Source organism: Rhizobium album, from assembly GCF_003122325.1.
Classification (GTDB): domain Bacteria; phylum Pseudomonadota; class Alphaproteobacteria; order Rhizobiales; family Rhizobiaceae; genus Metarhizobium; species Metarhizobium album.
The window spans coordinates 43,539-61,565 of record NZ_QFBC01000014.1; the positions used below are offsets into that span (position 1 = coordinate 43,539).

17 protein-coding genes are annotated in these 18,027 nt (G+C 57.4%); 5 read left to right on the forward strand and 12 right to left on the reverse strand.

Annotated features, from left to right (window positions below):
* Positions 1-390 precede the first annotated feature (390 nt).
* Together DEM27_RS24145 and DEM27_RS35260 are read left to right on the forward strand one after the other, a co-directional pair.
* On the forward strand, positions 391-1,596 hold the full coding sequence (locus tag DEM27_RS24145) for a DNA sulfur modification protein DndB (RefSeq protein WP_165823563.1): 1,206 nt from the start codon (positions 391-393) through the stop codon (positions 1,594-1,596).
* 207 nt (positions 1,597-1,803) lie between these two features.
* The gene (locus DEM27_RS35260) at positions 1,804-2,103 is read left to right on the forward strand and encodes a DUF736 domain-containing protein (protein ID WP_165823564.1); all 300 of its coding nucleotides are present in this window, start codon (positions 1,804-1,806) and stop codon (positions 2,101-2,103) included.
* On the opposite strand, the gene DEM27_RS24155 is transcribed toward DEM27_RS35260, so the two are convergent.
* The 12 genes from DEM27_RS24155 to DEM27_RS24210 form a co-directional block, all read right to left on the reverse strand.
* The gene (locus tag DEM27_RS24155) at positions 2,076-2,873 is read right to left on the reverse strand and encodes an HAD family hydrolase (protein ID WP_165823565.1); all 798 of its coding nucleotides are present in this window, start codon (positions 2,871-2,873) and stop codon (positions 2,076-2,078) included. The genes DEM27_RS35260 and DEM27_RS24155 overlap by 28 nt on opposite strands.
* A 22-nt stretch (positions 2,874-2,895) precedes the next feature.
* A complete protein-coding gene (locus DEM27_RS24160) occupies positions 2,896-3,801 on the reverse strand; it encodes a hypothetical protein (protein WP_109460815.1) in 906 nt (301 codons plus the stop codon).
* Positions 3,798-4,361 carry a VUT family protein gene (locus tag DEM27_RS24165; protein WP_109460816.1) on the reverse strand — a complete coding sequence of 188 codons (564 nt, stop codon included), beginning with the start codon at positions 4,359-4,361 and terminating at the stop codon, positions 3,798-3,800. The genes DEM27_RS24160 and DEM27_RS24165 overlap by 4 nt, the downstream gene beginning before the upstream one ends.
* A gap of 11 nt (positions 4,362-4,372) precedes the next feature.
* Positions 4,373-5,101, reverse strand: coding sequence for a 7-cyano-7-deazaguanine synthase QueC (gene queC, locus DEM27_RS24170; protein WP_245446072.1), 729 nt, complete (start codon positions 5,099-5,101; stop codon positions 4,373-4,375).
* Positions 5,088-5,444 carry a 6-carboxytetrahydropterin synthase QueD gene (gene queD / locus DEM27_RS24175; protein ID WP_109460817.1) on the reverse strand — a complete coding sequence of 119 codons (357 nt, stop codon included), beginning with the start codon at positions 5,442-5,444 and terminating at the stop codon, positions 5,088-5,090. Before queD ends, queC begins: the two co-directional genes overlap by 14 nt.
* Positions 5,441-6,073 carry a 7-carboxy-7-deazaguanine synthase gene (queE, locus tag DEM27_RS24180; protein ID WP_109460818.1) on the reverse strand — a complete coding sequence of 211 codons (633 nt, stop codon included), beginning with the start codon at positions 6,071-6,073 and terminating at the stop codon, positions 5,441-5,443. The genes queD and queE overlap by 4 nt, the downstream gene beginning before the upstream one ends.
* The gene (dbpB, locus tag DEM27_RS24185) at positions 6,074-7,183 is read right to left on the reverse strand and encodes a DGQHR domain-containing protein DpdB (RefSeq protein ID WP_109460819.1); all 1,110 of its coding nucleotides are present in this window, start codon (positions 7,181-7,183) and stop codon (positions 6,074-6,076) included.
* Positions 7,101-8,468 (reverse strand): tRNA-guanine transglycosylase DpdA, encoded by a 1,368-nt coding sequence (gene dpdA / locus DEM27_RS24190; protein ID WP_109460820.1) that lies wholly within the window; start codon positions 8,466-8,468, stop codon positions 7,101-7,103. Before dpdA ends, dbpB (DEM27_RS24185) begins: the two co-directional genes overlap by 83 nt.
* On the reverse strand, positions 8,465-9,586 hold the full coding sequence (dbpB, locus tag DEM27_RS24195) for a DGQHR domain-containing protein DpdB (protein WP_109460821.1): 1,122 nt from the start codon (positions 9,584-9,586) through the stop codon (positions 8,465-8,467). The genes dpdA and dbpB (DEM27_RS24195) overlap by 4 nt, the downstream gene beginning before the upstream one ends.
* Positions 9,583-10,497, reverse strand: a complete 915-nt coding sequence (locus DEM27_RS24200; protein ID WP_128755558.1) for a DUF6884 domain-containing protein — start codon at positions 10,495-10,497, stop codon at positions 9,583-9,585. Before DEM27_RS24200 ends, dbpB (DEM27_RS24195) begins: the two co-directional genes overlap by 4 nt.
* Before the next feature lie 459 nt (positions 10,498-10,956).
* Positions 10,957-13,284 carry a hypothetical protein gene (locus tag DEM27_RS24205; protein ID WP_109460934.1) on the reverse strand — a complete coding sequence of 776 codons (2,328 nt, stop codon included), beginning with the start codon at positions 13,282-13,284 and terminating at the stop codon, positions 10,957-10,959.
* A gap of 221 nt (positions 13,285-13,505) precedes the next feature.
* Entirely contained in the window at positions 13,506-14,660 is a 1,155-nt protein-coding gene (locus DEM27_RS24210; RefSeq protein WP_109460823.1) for an ROK family transcriptional regulator, read from the reverse strand.
* Between the two features lie 192 nt (positions 14,661-14,852).
* Here DEM27_RS24210 and DEM27_RS24215 point away from each other — a divergent pair, with 192 nt between their 5' ends.
* The 3 genes from DEM27_RS24215 to DEM27_RS24225 are packed head-to-tail and all read left to right on the forward strand — an operon-like array spanning position 14,853 to position 18,026.
* Complete coding sequence (locus DEM27_RS24215; protein ID WP_109460935.1) at positions 14,853-16,160, forward strand: extracellular solute-binding protein; 1,308 nt, start codon at positions 14,853-14,855, stop codon at positions 16,158-16,160.
* A gap of 58 nt (positions 16,161-16,218) precedes the next feature.
* On the forward strand, positions 16,219-17,109 hold the full coding sequence (locus DEM27_RS24220) for a carbohydrate ABC transporter permease (RefSeq protein ID WP_109460824.1): 891 nt from the start codon (positions 16,219-16,221) through the stop codon (positions 17,107-17,109).
* 2 nt (positions 17,110-17,111) lie between these two features.
* Positions 17,112-18,026, forward strand: a complete 915-nt coding sequence (locus DEM27_RS24225) for an ABC transporter permease subunit (RefSeq protein WP_109460825.1) — start codon at positions 17,112-17,114, stop codon at positions 18,024-18,026.
* Position 18,027 lies beyond the last annotated feature (1 nt).

Genomic DNA, 18,027 nt, shown 5'->3' on the forward strand with positions numbered 1-18,027 from the left:
TTCGAACCAGTTATCGAACGATGGCGGGCTTGACGCCATATCGCAAGCTCTTGGTTTCATTACCGGATCTGTTCACTGTGATGAACCGGCGATCAACTAAGAATGGTATATCTCACTTCACATCAAGTATGTCCAAAAATTCAAAAGGTATATTCGTATGAAGCGAATTGACAGATATACCGACGGCCATTACAAATCGACCACGTCGACATATGGGATAGACCTGTTGTGCGGCGAGTAAGGAGGTCGTCATGAAATTATTAGCTAAGCCGGTCGCCTAAGAACGCGCAGCGGTGGCCGGAGGATGTCGCGCAACGAGAGAGGCCGAGGACAGCTCCACACTGTTCTCGGCCCGCAAAAATGCACCTTCATGAAAGGAACCTCTACATCATGGCGATTAAGATACCCGTCGTCAAGGGAAGGACACTCTCTACTGAATACTGGCTGGGGAGCCTGTCGTTTTCCGCAATCTCGAAATATGTGAAACTGCCGGAAAACACCGACTGGGATGATGTCTTCGGTGGCAAAGGCGGCCAGGAAGCCCAGCGCAAACTCGCGAAAACCCGCGTCACAAACGAAATCGTCCCCTACCTCCTGAACAGCGACGATGCCTTTTTCTCGTCGCTGGCGCTGATCCTCGTCCCATCGACCGGCGATCCGCTCAAGGAAGGGTCGGACTACGAGTTCAAGCCGATTTCCGCCGACGGCAAGATTGGCGAACTCTTCATTGACGAAAGTGTCGATATGTTTCCGGCAGACGGCCAGCACCGGGCCGCTGCCATCATCGACGCTCTCCGACAGGATCGCGGCAGAATGACACCTCAAGAGGTCCCTGTTGTCCTCTTGCCATATGTCGACAAGGACAAGCTTCGCCAGCATTTCAGCGATCTCAATCTGAATGCCAAGCCGGTTTCCCAGTCGATCGGCTATGCTTTTGAAAGTCGTGATCCGATTGTCATCGTCACGAAGCGGATCATGAAAGATGTGCCGCTTTTCGAAAAGCGCGTAAACGAACTCTCCAACTCCCTGGCCAAGAAATCTCCTGACGTCATCACGATGGGGACCTTGGTTCAGGCGCACCACATCCTCCTCGAAGCGCTCTATGGTTCGAAATACAAGGATGAAGCTGAGATCACCGATCTCCGCCAGATCGACCCCGCAGACGAGCGCGTCGGTGCCGTGGCCGAGAAACTGCGCGACGTCTGGGAAGTCGTCATCGACAACATCCCGGAATGGGATCTGCTGATGAACGGCAAGGTTTCGGCTCGCGAATTGCGCGAGGGCGACGAGGCAAAAGGAACGACGGGTTTTGTCTTCGCTTTCGGTCTGGGGTGGCAAGCGATTGCCACAGCCGCGGCGGCTCTCATCAAGGACGAACGGGACGATTGGTCTGAGGACCTTGCCCATTGCCTGCGAGCAGTCGATTGGAGCAAGGGCGGGCACTGGCACGGCATCGCGATGGTCGGTGAGCGCGTCAACAATACCGGACCGGGCATCAAAGCCACGGCCGGTTACATCCTTCGAACAGGTGGCCTTGGCTCCGAAGGCGGCGAGGTCGGTGCCCTGGTCAGCGCCGCGCCCGACGACGCCAAATAAGATCGTAGCCTAATGACTAAGGAGAGGGGCGGCTTGACCGCCCCTTTTCGTGACTGGAGCGGGTCGTGAGCCGAGGTCAACGGCGATTTTCCCGCTTCGCTCCCGCCATCAAAATCGCCGTTTCCCGCTGCGCGGTGACATCTGCCCCCGCCCACTCCTCACCGGAACCTGTCGCCCCGCATGGTGCGGGGGAGAAGGAGACGGAATATGGGAACGATAGGGACATTCAAGAAGGACGGTGGGACATATGAAGGGGTGATCGAGAGCATCACCAGCGCCGCCCTACCGGCGCGGATTGTGCCAGTGCAATCGAAACCGAACGCCGAGGCGCCAGATTATCGAGTCTACCGTGGCAAATCGGAGGTTGGCGCCGCGTGGCGCAAGAAAACCCGGTCTGGCGATAGATACCTGCTTGTCACTCTCGACGATCCAGCCTTCGCACATCCGATTCAATGCAGATTGACGCGTGTTGAAGAGGACTATGTCCTGTTCTGGACCCGTAAATAGGTCGGTTTTCCGCCTTCTTGCTGTGATGGGCGGGTCTCTTCTTCGGCTCGAAGCAGGAACGAAGAGGCAGCGTCGAATGTCTCGGCCTGAAACGTAGCAACATTCCCGGCCTGCTGTTCCCATTTTGGCTGGAACGCGCCGGGGATGTAAATCGTCTTCAAACCGGCTTCGCTGGCCGGCCGGATATCACGGGTCAATTGATCACCGATCATGTAAATCGTCTGGCCGCTTCCCGCCAGGCTTTTTACACGCTCAAACATCCGCAGTGTTTTCGGAGCCTCGAAAATCCTGTCGATAAATCCGCCTAGGCCATGATGGTCGATGGTGCGCATGACGCGCTTGCGACTGCCTTCAGTCAAAACGACCGTCGTTGCTCCGGCCACGCTTAAGTCACGAAGACCGGTGACGACACCAGGTAAGAGACTTGGATGTGCTGCAATCATGTCGAAGAAGGCCCGCTCGATCTGCGACACGGTTTCAGAGGCGACACCAGATTGCGTCCCGTCGCTCCAGGCGCGGCGGACAGCCTCCTGCTGCGGTACATCCTGCAAAGCAAAGGCGAGCGCCTGGATCAAAAGCCGCGGAGGGTAGCGAAGACCGAGATGATGCTGCTCCGCGAGAGCCTGATCGAAACTTCTGACATAGTCGAGCCGCGATTCTGCCTGGCTGTGCCGTCCGACGGCGTTCTCGACAGCAAGCAGGAGCGAAAGCTGCGCGCGCGCAAAGACCCCGTCTGTATCCCAAAGCGTGTTGTCCGCATCGACCAGCACAAGAGGTCCCGCGAGACTGATGTCAAGGCGCGGTGGCGCAGGGCTGACCGTTTGCTGCCGTGGAGACATTGTTTCCACCTGTGACGCACACCGAAGAGATCGGTGTTTCTATGCGAATCACCGAATTAGACTCCTTTTTTGCCGGCGGCACAAAGGCAAATACCAATGCGGTCACAGCAATCCAAAGGATCAATGCCTTGACAGCCCAGGACTGCAAACGCTGAGCCGGTTCCAAGACCCTCACCTTGTCGGCCACTTTTACGCCGACAAGGTAAGTCTCGACGATATAATTCTTGAGATACTTGACCTTGATGTCGGGCGTTATTTTCGAGCTGTCATTGAGGTCGATGAACGCACGCGCCCAGTTCTTAGGCTCGGTCCAGGAGATCGGCATCCAAAATACCAGCGATCCCGGATGTTCGGCGCTCGTCTTCGTCGGATATCGAAAGCGTGACCGGATCGCATGAAACGTAACCAGGGCGCCGAATGCCGCAAGCAGTGCAAAGGCTGCAAACAGGCCGTAGCTTGCAAGGATCAAACCGCTTGTGATGACCTGCTGCGCGCCGGACCAACTCAACACAGAAAACGGATAGCCATCCGCAAAACGATTGAACAGAAGGCTTGCGAAGGCTGACATGAAGGTCACGATGGTCAGCAATCGGGTCGCCTTGCCATCCTGATAATCCGTGTGCTTGGTGACCTCGGTGAGGGAGTCGCGGGCGAGTTTCAGTGCATCATCCAGCTTGGAATCGTCGGCCGCAATTCTCTCGATCTCTTTTTCGATCGTGGCAATGACCGCCCCGTCATTGATCGTCGCTTGGGTGTTAGCTGCCGCTAAACTGCGCGGAAAATAGGTTATCGGGCGACCGAAGGCGGCCTCACAGATCGCCTGAAAGCAGCCCAGCGATTCTTTGCCCGTTTCGCTCATGCCGGCATCAACCCCAATCGTCGGTCGCGGTTACGGATCCAGAAGAGAACCGGCAGCGCGGCCACAACCATGATCAATTTGCCCACAACCTGTCCAGCCAGAAAATCGAGAGAGCCAAAAGCGAGCCAGAGAAACATCACGCTGTCGACGAGTAGGCCTGCAACGCTGCTGGCAAAAGCAGCCTTGACCAGGCCCTTTCGCTGCAGAGGCGTGAAGACAAGAAGATCGGCGAGTTCGGAGGTCAGAAATGCGGTGGCCGAGGCGAGCGCGAGAGCGGGTGCCGTGAATGTGGTCGACAGAAAGGCACCCACGAGGATCGCCCCGACCGCCCACCACAGCCCGAGGCGTCGCTGAACCAGATCGCGCAAGACAAGCGCCAAACCAACGAGCAATACCCCGCTTGGTGCGGTCAGGCCAGGACCGACCGGAATGAGGCAGGGGCCATTCGGTACGCAGACCGTACCCACATGGCCAATCATATAGTTGGCAAGCGGGATGCAGGCGGCAAAGCCAGCCAGAAAGATCCCGCCTTCGATCCATTGCCGATTTCGCATGTTCATCCCGCTCTCCTTCAGACTTCTTCTGCACTAAATTTCTCATAACCCTTGGCCCTGAGGTCGCAGGCCGGGCACGTGCCACATCCGTAGCCCCAGGCGTGAAACTCTCCGCGCTCGCCGAGATAGCAGGTATGGCTATCCTTCACGATGATATCGACCAGAGCCCGTCCGCCGAGGGTCTTGGCCAATCGCCAGGTCTCGGCCTTGTCGATCCACATGAGCGGGGTGTCGAGAACAAACCGCTTTTCCATTCCGATATTCAGTGCGACTTGTAGCGCCTTGATTGTATCGTCGCGGCAATCCGGGTAACCGGAATAATCGGTTTCGCACATTCCGCCGACAATGTGCTTCAACCCACGCCGATAGGCGAGCGCTGCCGCGAAGGTCAGGAAGATCAGGTTGCGACCGGGAACAAATGTATTCGGCAGGCCGGACGCTGCCATTTCGATCTGCATGCCACTGGTCAGTGCTGTGTCGGAGATTTCGCCAAGCGCGGCAAGCGAGATCGTGTGATCGTCCCCGAGGCGCTCGCCCCAGGAGGGGTTCAAGTTCGACAGTTGCGTGCGCAGCGTTTCGCGGCATTCGAGTTCGATCCGGTGCCTCTGTCCGTAATCGAAACCCACGGTCTCGACGCGCTCGAAACGATCGAGCGCCCATGCAAGGCAGGTCGTTGAATCCTGTCCGCCCGAAAACAGCACCAATGCAGTCGCTGACATCGCAGGCTCCTCGCTATTGACCTTCATATTCCGCCCAGCAAAATGGCGTCTCGAACACTTTGACGGAACTAACATTGTCGAGGAGGGGCTTTACCTTGTCCCAGACCCAGACGGCGATATTTTCCGCAGTCGGGTTTTCGAGCCCCTCGATATCGTTGAGTGTATGATGATCGAGCCGTTCGAGCACCGGTCCGAACACCTTCTCCACATCAAAGAAATCGATCACAAAGCCCGTCTGCGGGTCGACCGGTCCCTCGAGTTGAAGTTCGAGCCGATAGGAGTGCCCGTGCATCCGGTGGCATTTATGGGTCGCGGGAACATTTGGCAGCCGATGGGCGGCCTCGAAAGTGAAGGCTTGCGTGAGTTTCATGGGATACCAATCATCTTGTGGGTCTGAAGGCTAAGCCGCCAGCGCGGGTTTTCCAGGCAGAAAGCCGTTACCGCAGCAATGTTTTCAACCCGGTCCGGCCCATCCATGGGTTGAAGGAAGTAGTGCTCAAACGCGAGATCGGGCAAATCGTCGGGAAGCAGGCTTGCCTGCGGGTAGACGAGCTTCAATTCGCTTCCAGTTTTGAGATTAAGAGGAGCACCAGCCTTCGGGCTGACGCAGATCCAGTCGATACCCTCCGGCGGCTCGATCGTCCCATTCGTCTCAATGGCAATTTCGAATCCATAGGAATGAACGGCGGCAATCAGCGTTTGGTCCAATTGCAAAAGCGGCTCTCCGCCGGTGAAGACGACATAGCGGCGGGTCTCGGCGTCTCCCCATGTTCGCGCAATTGCCGAAGCCAGTTGCTCCGCATCCCGGAACTTGCCACCGCCATCGCCGTCGGTTCCGATGAAGTCGGTATCGCAGAACTGGCAAACAGCTTTGTGCCGGTCCTCTTCTCGACCAGACCAGAGGTTACACCCGGCAAAGCGGCAGAAGACGGCCGCCCGCCCGGCTTGTGCCCCTTCACCCTGGAGCGTCTTGAAGAGTTCCTTGACCGCGTAGCTCATTCAACGTTCCGCAATCTTCTGAGGCGAACCCTCAGATCCATTCTGGTTGCGCCGGCGCCGGACATCGGCTCTGACGATGCTGACGAGATACTGGGCAAGCGTCGTGATATCCCGATTGACGTTCTGGACGGATTTCCAATGCCGCTTATCGTTTTCGGCAAACTTCCATTCGCCGGACGTCCAGGCGGTGTTATCCACCAGGCAGGCAAGGCCCTTGGCGAAATCGTCGAAGGTGCGCGCCCCGTCAAGCAGGACAAGAATTTCCATGACATAGCCAAGCGACATGATGCCGGCACCATGCACGAGCCTGGACGTCTTAGGGGTATGTCCGCGCCATTCGTCTTTGAACACATATTGGACGGCTTCGTAGAAATCGCTGATCAATTTGAAGCTGAGATCTGCGCCGTCGGGCTCGCGGATCAGTTCTCGCATGACGCCGTCGCTCAGCGAGTTGATGATGACACGCTGAATCGCGGTGTCGCGGATCAGGCCGCCCGGATTGGTATGCTGATAGACCTGACCTCTCAACGACGATGTCTCATCATAGTTTAGTCGAGCAGCGATGTCGGCCGCCATCGAACGATCGCCGAGCCGGCGTGGAAGTCCCGTCACCGTCGGAAGCAGTTCGTAGATCAAGGATTTCGGGAGAGGCCGCGTATTATTGATCAGCACGAATTGCCGGCGCAATTCCTCGTCGTCGCGGCAGATGATCGCAGAAACGAAGACCTGGAAGTCTTTTTCGAAGACCTGGCCGAGGGCGGTGAGACGCTGCTGTCCGTCAACAACCATGCCCGGAGGTCCGGCATCGATATCGATTTCCACCGTGCAGCGGCCGTCCGATCCCTCATCGCTGATGTCGACGTTGTTTGTGAAGGCGACGACGATCGGATTGGGAAGGATCGCCTCCGGCTTTTCAAGATAGTCGCGGATTTCCCTGATATGTCCGGCGATCTGTGGACGCTGAAAACCACTCAAGCCGCCGGTCGCATCGCGCGCGACCCGCTCGATGACGGCAAATTTCTGCAGATCAGACGCCAGCGCTGCAAATGAAAGGACCGTGTGCGCTTCGCTCTGTCTGGCTCTGATCGCCGGGAATTTCAGTATTGTCATTTCGCCCACTGTTCATTGGCAGTTTATCGACAAGGGCGTCGTAGACGCCCAGGTTATGAATACCGCGCCGTTTGTTGCGGTTGCTGGCCCGGAAGATCACGACCTCGATCGACAGCGCCGAACAGATCGGGCACGCGCATCGCTTCCAAGGTTTGTCGGTCAGGGTCCGTTTATAGCGGTCTCGCAAGTCTTTCACCGCCTTGGCGCCCGGCAATTCATCGAGCGTCGTGCCCATTACCGCCGGTGTTGCGTAGGCCAATACGGTATCCAGGGTCTCTTCCAGGTCGGCCTCATCGCGATCATAAGAACGGAGCGCGGCCAGCGCGTCCTTTTCCATCGCGACCAGACGCTCCTGGTTGAGCGATCCGCGCTTTGCGAGACGCTGCAGCTTCGGATTTTCAAGCGCCTGCGGCACTCGGATTGCCGTATAATAGTCGAGTTTGCCCGCTTTGTTCGGAAGGTAGTAGTTCGACTTCGCGTCCTTGAACGCGCGGATGAGCGGCGATGTCGTATCGAAACTCGTGATATTGAAGGATCCGAATGTATCGATCTCATCAGCCTTGGCAAAACCAAGGATGTGGATCTTGGTCTGGCTGGGGATGACGTCGCGGATCGCCGCAAGGCAGGCTTTTATCTGCGAAGCTTTCAAAGGCACGGTGCCTCCGAGGGCGAGATAGTCATAACCCATCGCCACCAGTCGACGAGCGCCTTCGGCCATGCTGCCGGGCGACCAGCCCTGGATGACACCCATCGGCGTGAAGCGGTTCGACATGTGTTGCGTGGCCGTCCGGAAGGCAGATGCATTTTCGAGCGTGATCTCGAAGCGCCGGCGGGCCTCTTGCGTACCGCCGTCAAACCCTTTCAGGCTCTCGTCGAAATCAAAGATGATATGGTCGACGGAGCAGCCATGCGTGAAACGCGCGTCATCGTAGAATTCTGCCGTATCCTCAGGCGTGTAAGGCGGCCTGTCTTCCTTGTGATAGGTAAAAGCGCCGCAATCACCAAAAATCGGCAGGCTGGCAAATTGCGGCTTATCCAGGCGCAGGAATTCGCGTGCGCCAACCCTGCGAAAGCGCATGGCCTGCGCTTCGGTATATTTTCCACCGACGGCCGTCCCGCCGACAATTCCGCGCGAGACAAGCATTCCCTTGTAGGGAGCATATCCCATGATTTCGTGCGGGTAGGCGTCGTCCCAGTAGGGCGTCCGGCCCTCCGAGTAGCGGTCTCTGATAAAATCGTAGCCTGGATCGACGTGATCGAGACTATCGGCAAAAATAAACTTCATCGTGCCGGCCTGGATAGTTTGCGGTCGAGCTGCATCAAATGGTCGGCCAGCAATCGGTTGTGTTGTGGCGTCCCCTGGATCTCATTCCACTGCAGGTCAAGGCCTTCCCATGCCCCTTCTGTCCAAGCACAAAAAGGTGCAATCCTTTGGAGCGCTTCTTTGACTTCGGTTTCTGGTGTGGCCGAACTGTCTGCTCGTAACATCACCTGGTCCATCAAAGCGCCAATCGCCTTGATACCCGCCGAGTGCATCAGTCGGCTTTCGGTCGGCTGCTTGCCCCACGCCTCCGGAAACACATCGCGGACGGCTGACCAATAAAGGACGAGCGCCTCATACATCGCATCGGGATTGTAGGTGTCGGACGCGAGATACTGGCTTAGTGCCCCATAGGGACCTTTCAAATTCTTTTTGATAGCGTCAATCAGGGCCGTGTCACTGACGACACTCTGTTCCTTGCCGGTGTCGGACGCTCGACGGATCAGACGGTGGAACGGCGATTTCTGCTGTCGATTTAGGAGGTTGCACAACTCGCTTGGCAGACGATTTGCCGCTAGGTCCTTGGGCAATAGCGTGCCGACGGCTGGCAGCAGTTCGTTAATCAGGCGGACATCGAGCGCTTTGACCTTGTTGACCAGAATGAATTGTTCGCGATGGACTTGCACATCCTGCGACACGAACCCGACGACCGGTACCGGGAACCGGCTGTCCTTGGCTTTTGCGAGCGCAAGCGATCTTTGCTGCCCATCGACAATCCAGGCCGCTCTTTCTCCATCCTTGCGGACAGGAATGTTGAGGGTGCCCGACTGGCCAACCTCTGTCAGACCCTTTGGCTTCGGGCCCCGCGAGACATCAAAGGTGACGTCGGACGATAAGGCCAGCGTAATGGCGTTTGGAAACAGGACAGGGCCACTGTCCAGGAACTCCACGATCGCGTTGACGTGGCTCCGGATCTCTTTGCGCTGAAACCCGATCAGGTCCTTCTCGTCGCGATGAATACGGCTGATATCGGCGATCCGTGTGAGATCCGAGCCGTGCAGGAAGAATGCGTAGACATCGACGCCGTCGCCCTGCTGCGTTTTGACCGCGCGGACCGTGAGATTGCTGTCGCCGCCGCTCATATTACCCGTTCCTCGCGGATTTCGGCCGCCAATCCTTGAAAGCGCTTCTGCTCACAGGCGACATTCAACTCGTCGCGCAAGATCCGCAGCAGTTTCGTGGTGCGGCCATCGGCACGCTCCCAGTGCTCGCGAACGATTGCTTTGATTTCGAGATCAGAGACGCGGATGCCGGTCTTGGCGATGGGGCGCGTCCACTGAGACATCAATGCCTCGACCTGAGCGCTGTGGTCGTCGACCGTTGCAGCCAAATCCTTCGCGAGGACCTGCTCGACAAAATGGCGGGCGGCACGTGCCGCAAAATCGGACTTCGTTCCGGGCAGTGGGCTCTGCGGGCCATCCAGACGATCATCGTAGGGCAAGCGCGCACGTTCCAGGCGCAGATCGAGATCGCCGACATATCGCCCTCCTGCGATCCGAACTCTGCTGCAGGCTTCATCCGATAAACGGGCAAGAGCCGGCGCAATCATCCGCAAGTAGGGTGAAGGAAGGCCGATGATGACAACATGCGGTTCTGCCTCGATCATATTGATCAGCGCATCAGCGCCGCCAAGCGCTGCCCACCAGTCTGCTTCGAAGCAATCGCCTGGAAGCTTTGACATCACGCAGTCCGGATCGCCCTTGGAAACCGTCAAATTGTAGGAGGGTATCGAAGTGTCGCCATGGACGAGGCCGAGGCCTGCCGATACCACGTAGAGATTGGCCCGCGAGGCGGTTGCGGCCTTCACGGCCTCAACAAATGATCGGCCGGAATAGAGATCTCTCGCCGGGCGAACCGGCTCCACCTTGTGAAGGCGCTCGGACCAAGCAGCCGCCACCATCGATAGATGACCGTCCGGCAGGTCTCGTGCCGACAGCAACGGGTTGTGGGTAACCCGCTTTCTCTGCGTGCAGGCGGTAACAATTGCGGTCATAATGGCTGCCTCTGTGTGGCCGTTACCCGCATACTGGAGCAACCAAATTCTGAATCCCAAATAACTGCGATGCAGCATTTAGGTCAATACAGAAACTGCACCCGCTCTTTCGTGTCCCCTAGAAACTGCACTTTCGGTGCAAGGCTCTAGAGTTACTGCAGTCGGGCATGATGAACCCGTCAAGCCAGGCGATCCTCGCTATCTTCAGCAGCTTGACGCCATTGGCGAGATAGCGGTCTACCTACAGCAATCTCGAACGCTAATTGCGTTGCCCGTTACAGGATCGACAGCAAGCGAGGCCGAAACACCGCGTTTTCGACGAGGCAGCCTGCCGCAGTGGATTTTGAAAAAGCGCTGCTTGACCAGTCCATCAAGACAGGCTGGTTAATACCTATCCGCTTCTCCGCCGGAAACAGATGAGAATGTATCTGCCAGTCACGCAGTCAAGCCAACCAAACTTCAAGCAGCTTGCCAAACCTGATTCAAAATTCGTGCCGCAAGGGCGGCCTTGTCCTGCGGGAGGAAGCGGCCATAATGTTGCTGGATCATATCGGGCGTGTCCTGGATTGCGTAACTCGCCTGCTCGTAGGAACCCGTCAATTTGAGAATATGCGTTGCGAGCACATCTCGCACATTATGCGGTCCATGCGGCAGCAGACCTTTGATAGCGCCTCTCCCAGTATAGGGATTGTAGATGCCGTAACGTTGAATGATCAGTCGCCAGGCCTCGTAAAAGGTCGTCTGATTATATTCCGCTTCCGTGCTCGATTGTTTCACGGTTTTGACGAAAAACGTCCCCGGGTCCTTGGCGTCGCGCAGGAGAATACCCCGGTGCCGTTCGATATAAGCGCCGATATGGAGATAGAGATCGAGCAAGTCTGGCAGGATAAGGCGAAACGGCTTCGATCCAAAAAACGAAGAGTTGGAATTCTTGAATGCGACGGAGGGGATAAGGACCTCCCAGCCAGCCTCACGCTCGTTCCAGCGGATCTCTCCGCGCTTCATCTCTTCCAACCTGCGTTCGGAAGTCGGGAAATGCCCGCGGGGACAAAACAGCAATTGTCTGAGATTTTTCTGCCGCAAGCCGAGATGCAGCCCAAGCCGCAGCATCAAGAAAGACCGGACGGATTCCGCTGCAGACCTCGGATAACGGTCCTTGTCGGGCATTCTGAGCAGGATCTCGTCGGTGATCTTGCGGTACTCGGCGAGCGGACTAGGTGCCTCAAGCACGCACATGATCGGCTCGAAAGGGTCCCGATGGACCCGCATGACGCGCTGAATCTCTTTGATACGGTTGCGCGCGTGGATGTGAAACGCGTCCAGGCTCGCGTGCCAATCCGCCTTTGCTGCCGCGATTTCGTCCGCGCTGATAAGGCCCTGAACCGGCACCACCCGCTCAATCAGTTCTGGATGCTGCCGCAGCCAACCGGTCTCCTCGCGGGTCAGCGAGAGTGCAATACTGAGCATGTCCGCTTCCCACGCCGTGTAAAAGCCTCGCCTGCGCTCGCGCCACTGAAGGTACCAGTCCCAGATCCCCGGAAAGATCAGGAGGCCGAAGGTCAACGCACCGAGCGGGATGCCTCGGCCGGCGACGTCGCCGTTTGGCGACGCCGCAAGTGCGCCAAACATGAGGCCGAGATGTTCGAGTTTTTGCGCTGCGGTTTCTTCACCCCAGACTCCGTTCCTCTGAAACCCGATCGCCGTCAGTGTGGTTGTCTTGAAGGTAATGAGATTTGCCATCTCCATCGAAAGGCGGGGAGGCGCGTCGATGACGCCGGACAACAGGTCAGGGTCATCGATGTCCACTGACGGATCGAACGCTGGCGTGTTGGCACGTCCGAGGCTTGGCATCACCCTGCCGCCGTAGGTCATTGCAGGAAATCGAATAGCGTAACGCTGCTTTGAAGCTGCGGCCTGAAAACGTCTATAGTCGGTCGCCCCGGTTATAATAACCCGGCGAACCCACTCGATGATCTCCTCGCGCTTCGAAAACGGGAGACGATTGAAATCGTCCGGGAGATGCCATGCCAACCGACGCCGCTCCGCCGGTGTAATATCCTCGCCTAGGTCATGGCCGGAGGCTGATCGGGACTGATGCGGCAGCTTTGCCTTGAAGTAGCCTTCGGGGAGCCGATATCGCCGCTCGATCCGGCCCAGCATGTCCATGCTTTCGACGCTCCGCGGGACCTTGGTGCCCTTGAGCCAATTTAGGATCGTCGTGTCATCAAATGTGTCGCCGCTGCGCCTGATGGCCCGGTGAAGAGCGTAGTAGCTTTCGCCGAACCGCCGCAACTGCAGTTCCAAAGACGCTTGAAATGACCTTGGGTCATCGTAGCGGTCGAACAGCGCTGTCGGAAACTCCGCAATCGGCTCGACTGGAGCGGCCGTCGTCTTGGTCGATTGTTTATCGCTTTCGCGTTTTGTCTTGCCCCCCGGAGACTTTGACCGCGCCTGTTTCTCGCTCACCACTTTGTAGGCACGTGCTGGCGGCTTCTCCAAAAACGATTGCTCGTGGGTCACGAGCCAGCGGACGATAGCGTCGAGCCCGTTCTGAGTGATGCGCTTCAGCTTGGCCGTCATTTCCGATCTGAGCCCGCTGGCCTGGACAATCTCTGACCAATCCGTTCGTCCGACCCTTGTTGGCGGCCTCTCCCTGTAGTGGATGAGGTCGACCATATACCTGGTCAATCTCTCAAGGTCGTCAGGGGGAAGCAGGGGACTGAGGCGGACTTCGGAGAAGCTACGTATCTTCCTCTCGAACCCCTCGGACAGCGAATTTCCAGGCATCGTAATCTCTTTGTGGTTTTTGGAGGTGCCAGCATTCGGCGAATGGGAGACCGCGGTAACCCTCTGATCTCCAGGCATGGGCTATCGGATGGTTGATACAGTCTCGATCAATGGCCGAGACCGGCGGACGGCTGTTTGAATGCTCGGTGGCCGTCCAGGAAATGTCTTTCTTCGCGTCTGATAAATTGTCACCCGACCGAGCTGTTCGAAGGCGCCGTAACTCAGAAAAATGTGAGTTTGAAAGGTGTTGCGGCTGCCCCCATGGCTGCCGCATCGGGTGCGATTTCCGAGACGATCAGTTTCGGGCTGGCCCGCCAGACGCCGTAACGCGGTTTTCCGAAAAGGCGTGTCCGCTCGATCATCATCTCGGCAAGCTTGGGCGGCACCTGGCCGCCAAACACAATGGCTTGCGGATCGTATACCGCCCAAATCGCATTGATCAGTCGATTATAGGCGGGTGTCACCTCGTCCAGCCATTCGACGACCCCTGGCCATTTTGGGTCAAAATGCTTCCTCAGATATGTGATCGATGGCACGTCCACCCCCCGTTCTCGGATCTTCTCCATGATCATCTGCAGGGCAGGACGGCGATGGACTTCGTCATCATCGTACATTTGCGAGAACTCGCCGGCATTGCCATTCCCACCATGCAGCAGTTCGCCGTTCCAAATTAGACCGCCGCCGAAGCCGTAGTTGAAGCTGAGATAGGCAAAGTCCTTGACGTAACGTCCGATACCGAACATCGATTCCGCAATCGTTCCGGTCTTTCCGCCGTTCAGAGCCCATACCGGCCTGTCGAAATAGCTTGTCAGCAGAGGGCCGAGTTCGATCAGCGACCATTCGTGGAGTGGCAGGGATGCATTGAAGCGTGTTCCGCTCACGTGAAAGCCCGCTATCCCGAGGCCAACGCCAAAGAATCGCTCGGACTGTAGCGACAATGCCGCCTGTTGTTCGTAAACCCAGTCACGAACACGCTCAAGCGACTGAGCCACCGTTCGCTCCCGCAGTTGCACATTGGTTTCTGCCAGCACACCTCCGGCAAAATCCATCAAACAGACGTCGATCACGTCGGTATTGACCGACAAGCCGCACGACCACGCATAGTTGCTCTCCAGCGTCAGTATCGGGCTCGGTTGACCTTTCCCAAGGCCGGGCTTTGGCGAGCCAAGGCCGATGATGCGACGCTCAGCCAATTGGTCGAGCAGCCTGTGGATCGTCTGCTGGGCGAGATCGGTGAGGCCAGTGAGTTCGGTGCGTGAAACGCCAGGATTACGCCATATGACCCTCAGCAACGCCCGCTCGTTCGGGGTGGCAACCGCATCATCTGTCGGCCGGAAAAACCGTGGGGCAATCAGGCGATCCGGCACGTAACTCATTCAAATTCCCTCTTATAAATACCATGACAGGGTAACTATGGGAGCCACCCCGTCGTCCCTCTAGCCATAACGCGGTTTTTTTCATCGAACAAGGTCTTGCACTCTGTCATAAACTTGTTACTCTATCTGAGTAACTAGGACGTCGTCATGATCGCCGAGGAGGGCTCGGCGGCGTCCAAACAGGAGGGCACCATGAAATTCACCACCCTGGCGGCAACGGCCGCTCTTTTCTCATGCGCAGCGTCCGCGCAGGCGGCAAATTTCGAGTTCTGGTACGGCAATACGGGTCCCGTCGAAGTCGCCATCAAGGCGCAATGCGATGCGTTCAACGCAGCGCAAAGCGAGCACAAGGTGACCTGCGTCGGGCAGGGCAGCTACGAAGTTCTCGTGCAAAAGGCGATCGCCGCTTATCGCGCTAAAAACGCTCCGCTGCTTCTTCAGGTTCTCGATGCCGGCACGCTGGATCTCATGCTCTCGGACGCGGTCGTGCCGGTGCAGGACGTCCTGCCCGATGTGAAATGGGACAGCTATATCGCTGGTGCCCGTGCCTACTACGAGACCACCAAAGGCAAGCTGTTCGCGCAGCCCTATAATGCATCGACCCTGCTGTTCTATACGAACAAGACGGAGTTGGAAAAAGCCGGCGTCACGAAGACCCCCGAAACCTGGGAAGAGGTGATCGACGCGGCGCGCAAGTTGAAGGCGGCCGGCAGCACGTGCCCGTTCGTCACCAATGCCGAACCTTGGATCGTCTTCGAGCAGTTTTCGGCGCGCCATGGTCTGCCGATCGCCAGCAAGCACAATGGTTATGACGGGTTGGATGCCGAGTATGTTTTTAACAAGACCCTGGCTGCAAAGCATCTCGCAAACCTCGTCGATTGGCGCAACGAAGGCCTGGTTCGGCTGAACGGCGATACGAAGGGCGGCAATCTGGTCGCGGCTTTCAGTTCCGGCGAATGCGCCATGATTGAAGCCTCCTCGGGATCCTACACGACGTTCACCAAGGCGTTCGAAGGCAAGTACGACATCACTGTCTCCATGGCGCCGATGTATAAGGGCGAGGAGCGTCACAACACGCTGGTCGGTGGTGCATCGATCTATATCATGAAGGGGCATGATAAGACGGAAACCGACGCTGCAAAGGCGTTTTTGAACTTCCTGCGCAAGCCGGAACAGCAGATGTCTTTCGTAGCCGCCACCGGTTACGTGCCTGTCACCAATGACGTGCTCGACGCCATCGCAAAAAGCCCTGACGCGAAATCCGCCAAATATGCCACTGCGGCGATCGGCATCGAATCGATGAGCAAGCCTGCCACGCCAGATACCCGGGGTATCCGGCTTGGCTCCTATCTTCAGTTCCGCCAGATCTGGACGGAAGAGACCCAGAAGGCGTTTGCCGGTCAGCAGACGATGCAGGTGGCACTCGACAATTCCAAGAAGCGTGGCGACGAACTGCTCAAGCGCTTCCAGCAAACCTACAAGGGCGTAGAACTTCCCTGATCGAAATTGCCATGCGGGGCAAACGGTTCCGCATGGCCTCCATAAAACGGGGTACTCAATGTTCCTTGGTTCGACCATGTTCCGGCATCGATGGCTGCCCATCTTCCTAGTGGCACCGCTCGCAGTGCTGGTTTTCCTCTTCTTCTACGCTCCCGTCTTCCAGGCCTTCTACTGGTCGTTCTTCCTTGAACGTCCGTTCGGTGGCGGTTCCGAGTATGTCGGCTGGGACAATTTTGCCCGCGTGCTCTCCGATCCCGAATTCTGGAAGGCGAGTGGGCGGACAGTGCTCTTCATGGCAACCGCATCGTCATTGGCGGTTCTCGTACCGCTGATCCTCGCTATCGCCGCCGACCGCGCCGTTCGCATGTCGCTGCCAGCTCGCAACATTCTTGTCTGGCCGAAGGGCATTGCAGGTGCGTCTATCGGCCTGGTGTTTTCCTTCGTTTTCAATCCATTTGTCGGCGTTCTTGCGCCGCTCAACTCCCTGTTCCCAGGGATATGGAACCCCTCCTTCGACGGGTTTGACGCCTATATCTCGCTGATTGTCGCGCATGTCTGGGGCAATATCCCGTTTAACTTCGTGATTTTGCTGGCAGGCTTGCGGGCCATCCCACACACGATCATCCAGGCAGGTGCCATGGATGGCGCTGGACCCTGGCGGCGGATTCTAGACGTGCAATTGCCGCTGATCATGCCGCAACTCTTTTTGACGCTCGTCTTGGAGTTCACCGAAAGCGTGACCTCGGCCTTTGCGCTTATCGATACGATCACCAAGGGGGGGCCGGGGGGCGCTACGACGCTGTTGGTCTACAAAATCTACCTTGACGGGTTCAGCAGCTACGACCTCTCCGGAGCGTCGACGCAGACTGCCATTCTCATGGTGTTTTTCATCCTTGTCGCCACATTGCAGTTCGTCCTGCTCGGTCGGCACATCAACTACGAGCGATAGCCATGGTCGAAAACGCGCGCTCCATCAATATCGTCGCAAGCCTGATCCTCCTTGTTGGGATCATCTATATCCTCGGACCGCTTTACCTAACGCTGACGACGGCATCGCATTCTTACGAGTTCATGCTGCAGAACGGGCTGGTCTGGTCTCCAGGGGACGAGTTCTTCGTCAATATCCGACGGATTTTCACCGAAACATCCATCCCTCGACAGATGATCAACAGCCTGATTGTCGCGCTGGGCGATGCAATAGCCACTTGCGTGCTGTCCTTCCTGTCTGCTTACGCAATTGTCTATTTCAGAACCCGTTGGGCAGGCGTCGTATTCGCACTGATCCTTGCAACCGTCATCCTGCCGCTCGATATGCGGTTCGTGACGACCTACCAGGTCGCTTCCAACGTGTTTTCGCCGATCAATGCCCTCCTCGACGCAACGGGACTGAACGATCTAATCGCTGCGTTGTTCGGCGCCCCATTTCACATGGAATGGAGCATCCTGAACACGCATGCCGGACTTGTCATCCCGCTGCTTGCGCACGGCATGGGTACGTTCCTATTCCGGCAATTTTTTCTGACGCTGCCAAGGGACCTGTTCAAGGCTGCCCGGATGGATGGCGCCGGTCCAATCCGGTTTCTCGTCGACATCCTGCTTCCGCTGTCGCGGTCCACATTCGCGTCGCTTTTCGTGCTGACCTTCCTCAGCGGCTGGACGCAGTATCTTTGGCCCCTGGTCGCGTCCTCGACGGCTGACATGCAGACAGCAGTGGTCGGTCTGGCGCGACTCGTCCCCGACGAAGGTGCCGTTCCCGACTATCCACTCATTATGGCCGGCGCCATCCTCGTATCCATCGTCCCTCTGTCGATGATCGCTCTCCTGCAGCGGTATCTCGTCCAGGGCCTCATTCTTTCGGAGAAGTGAA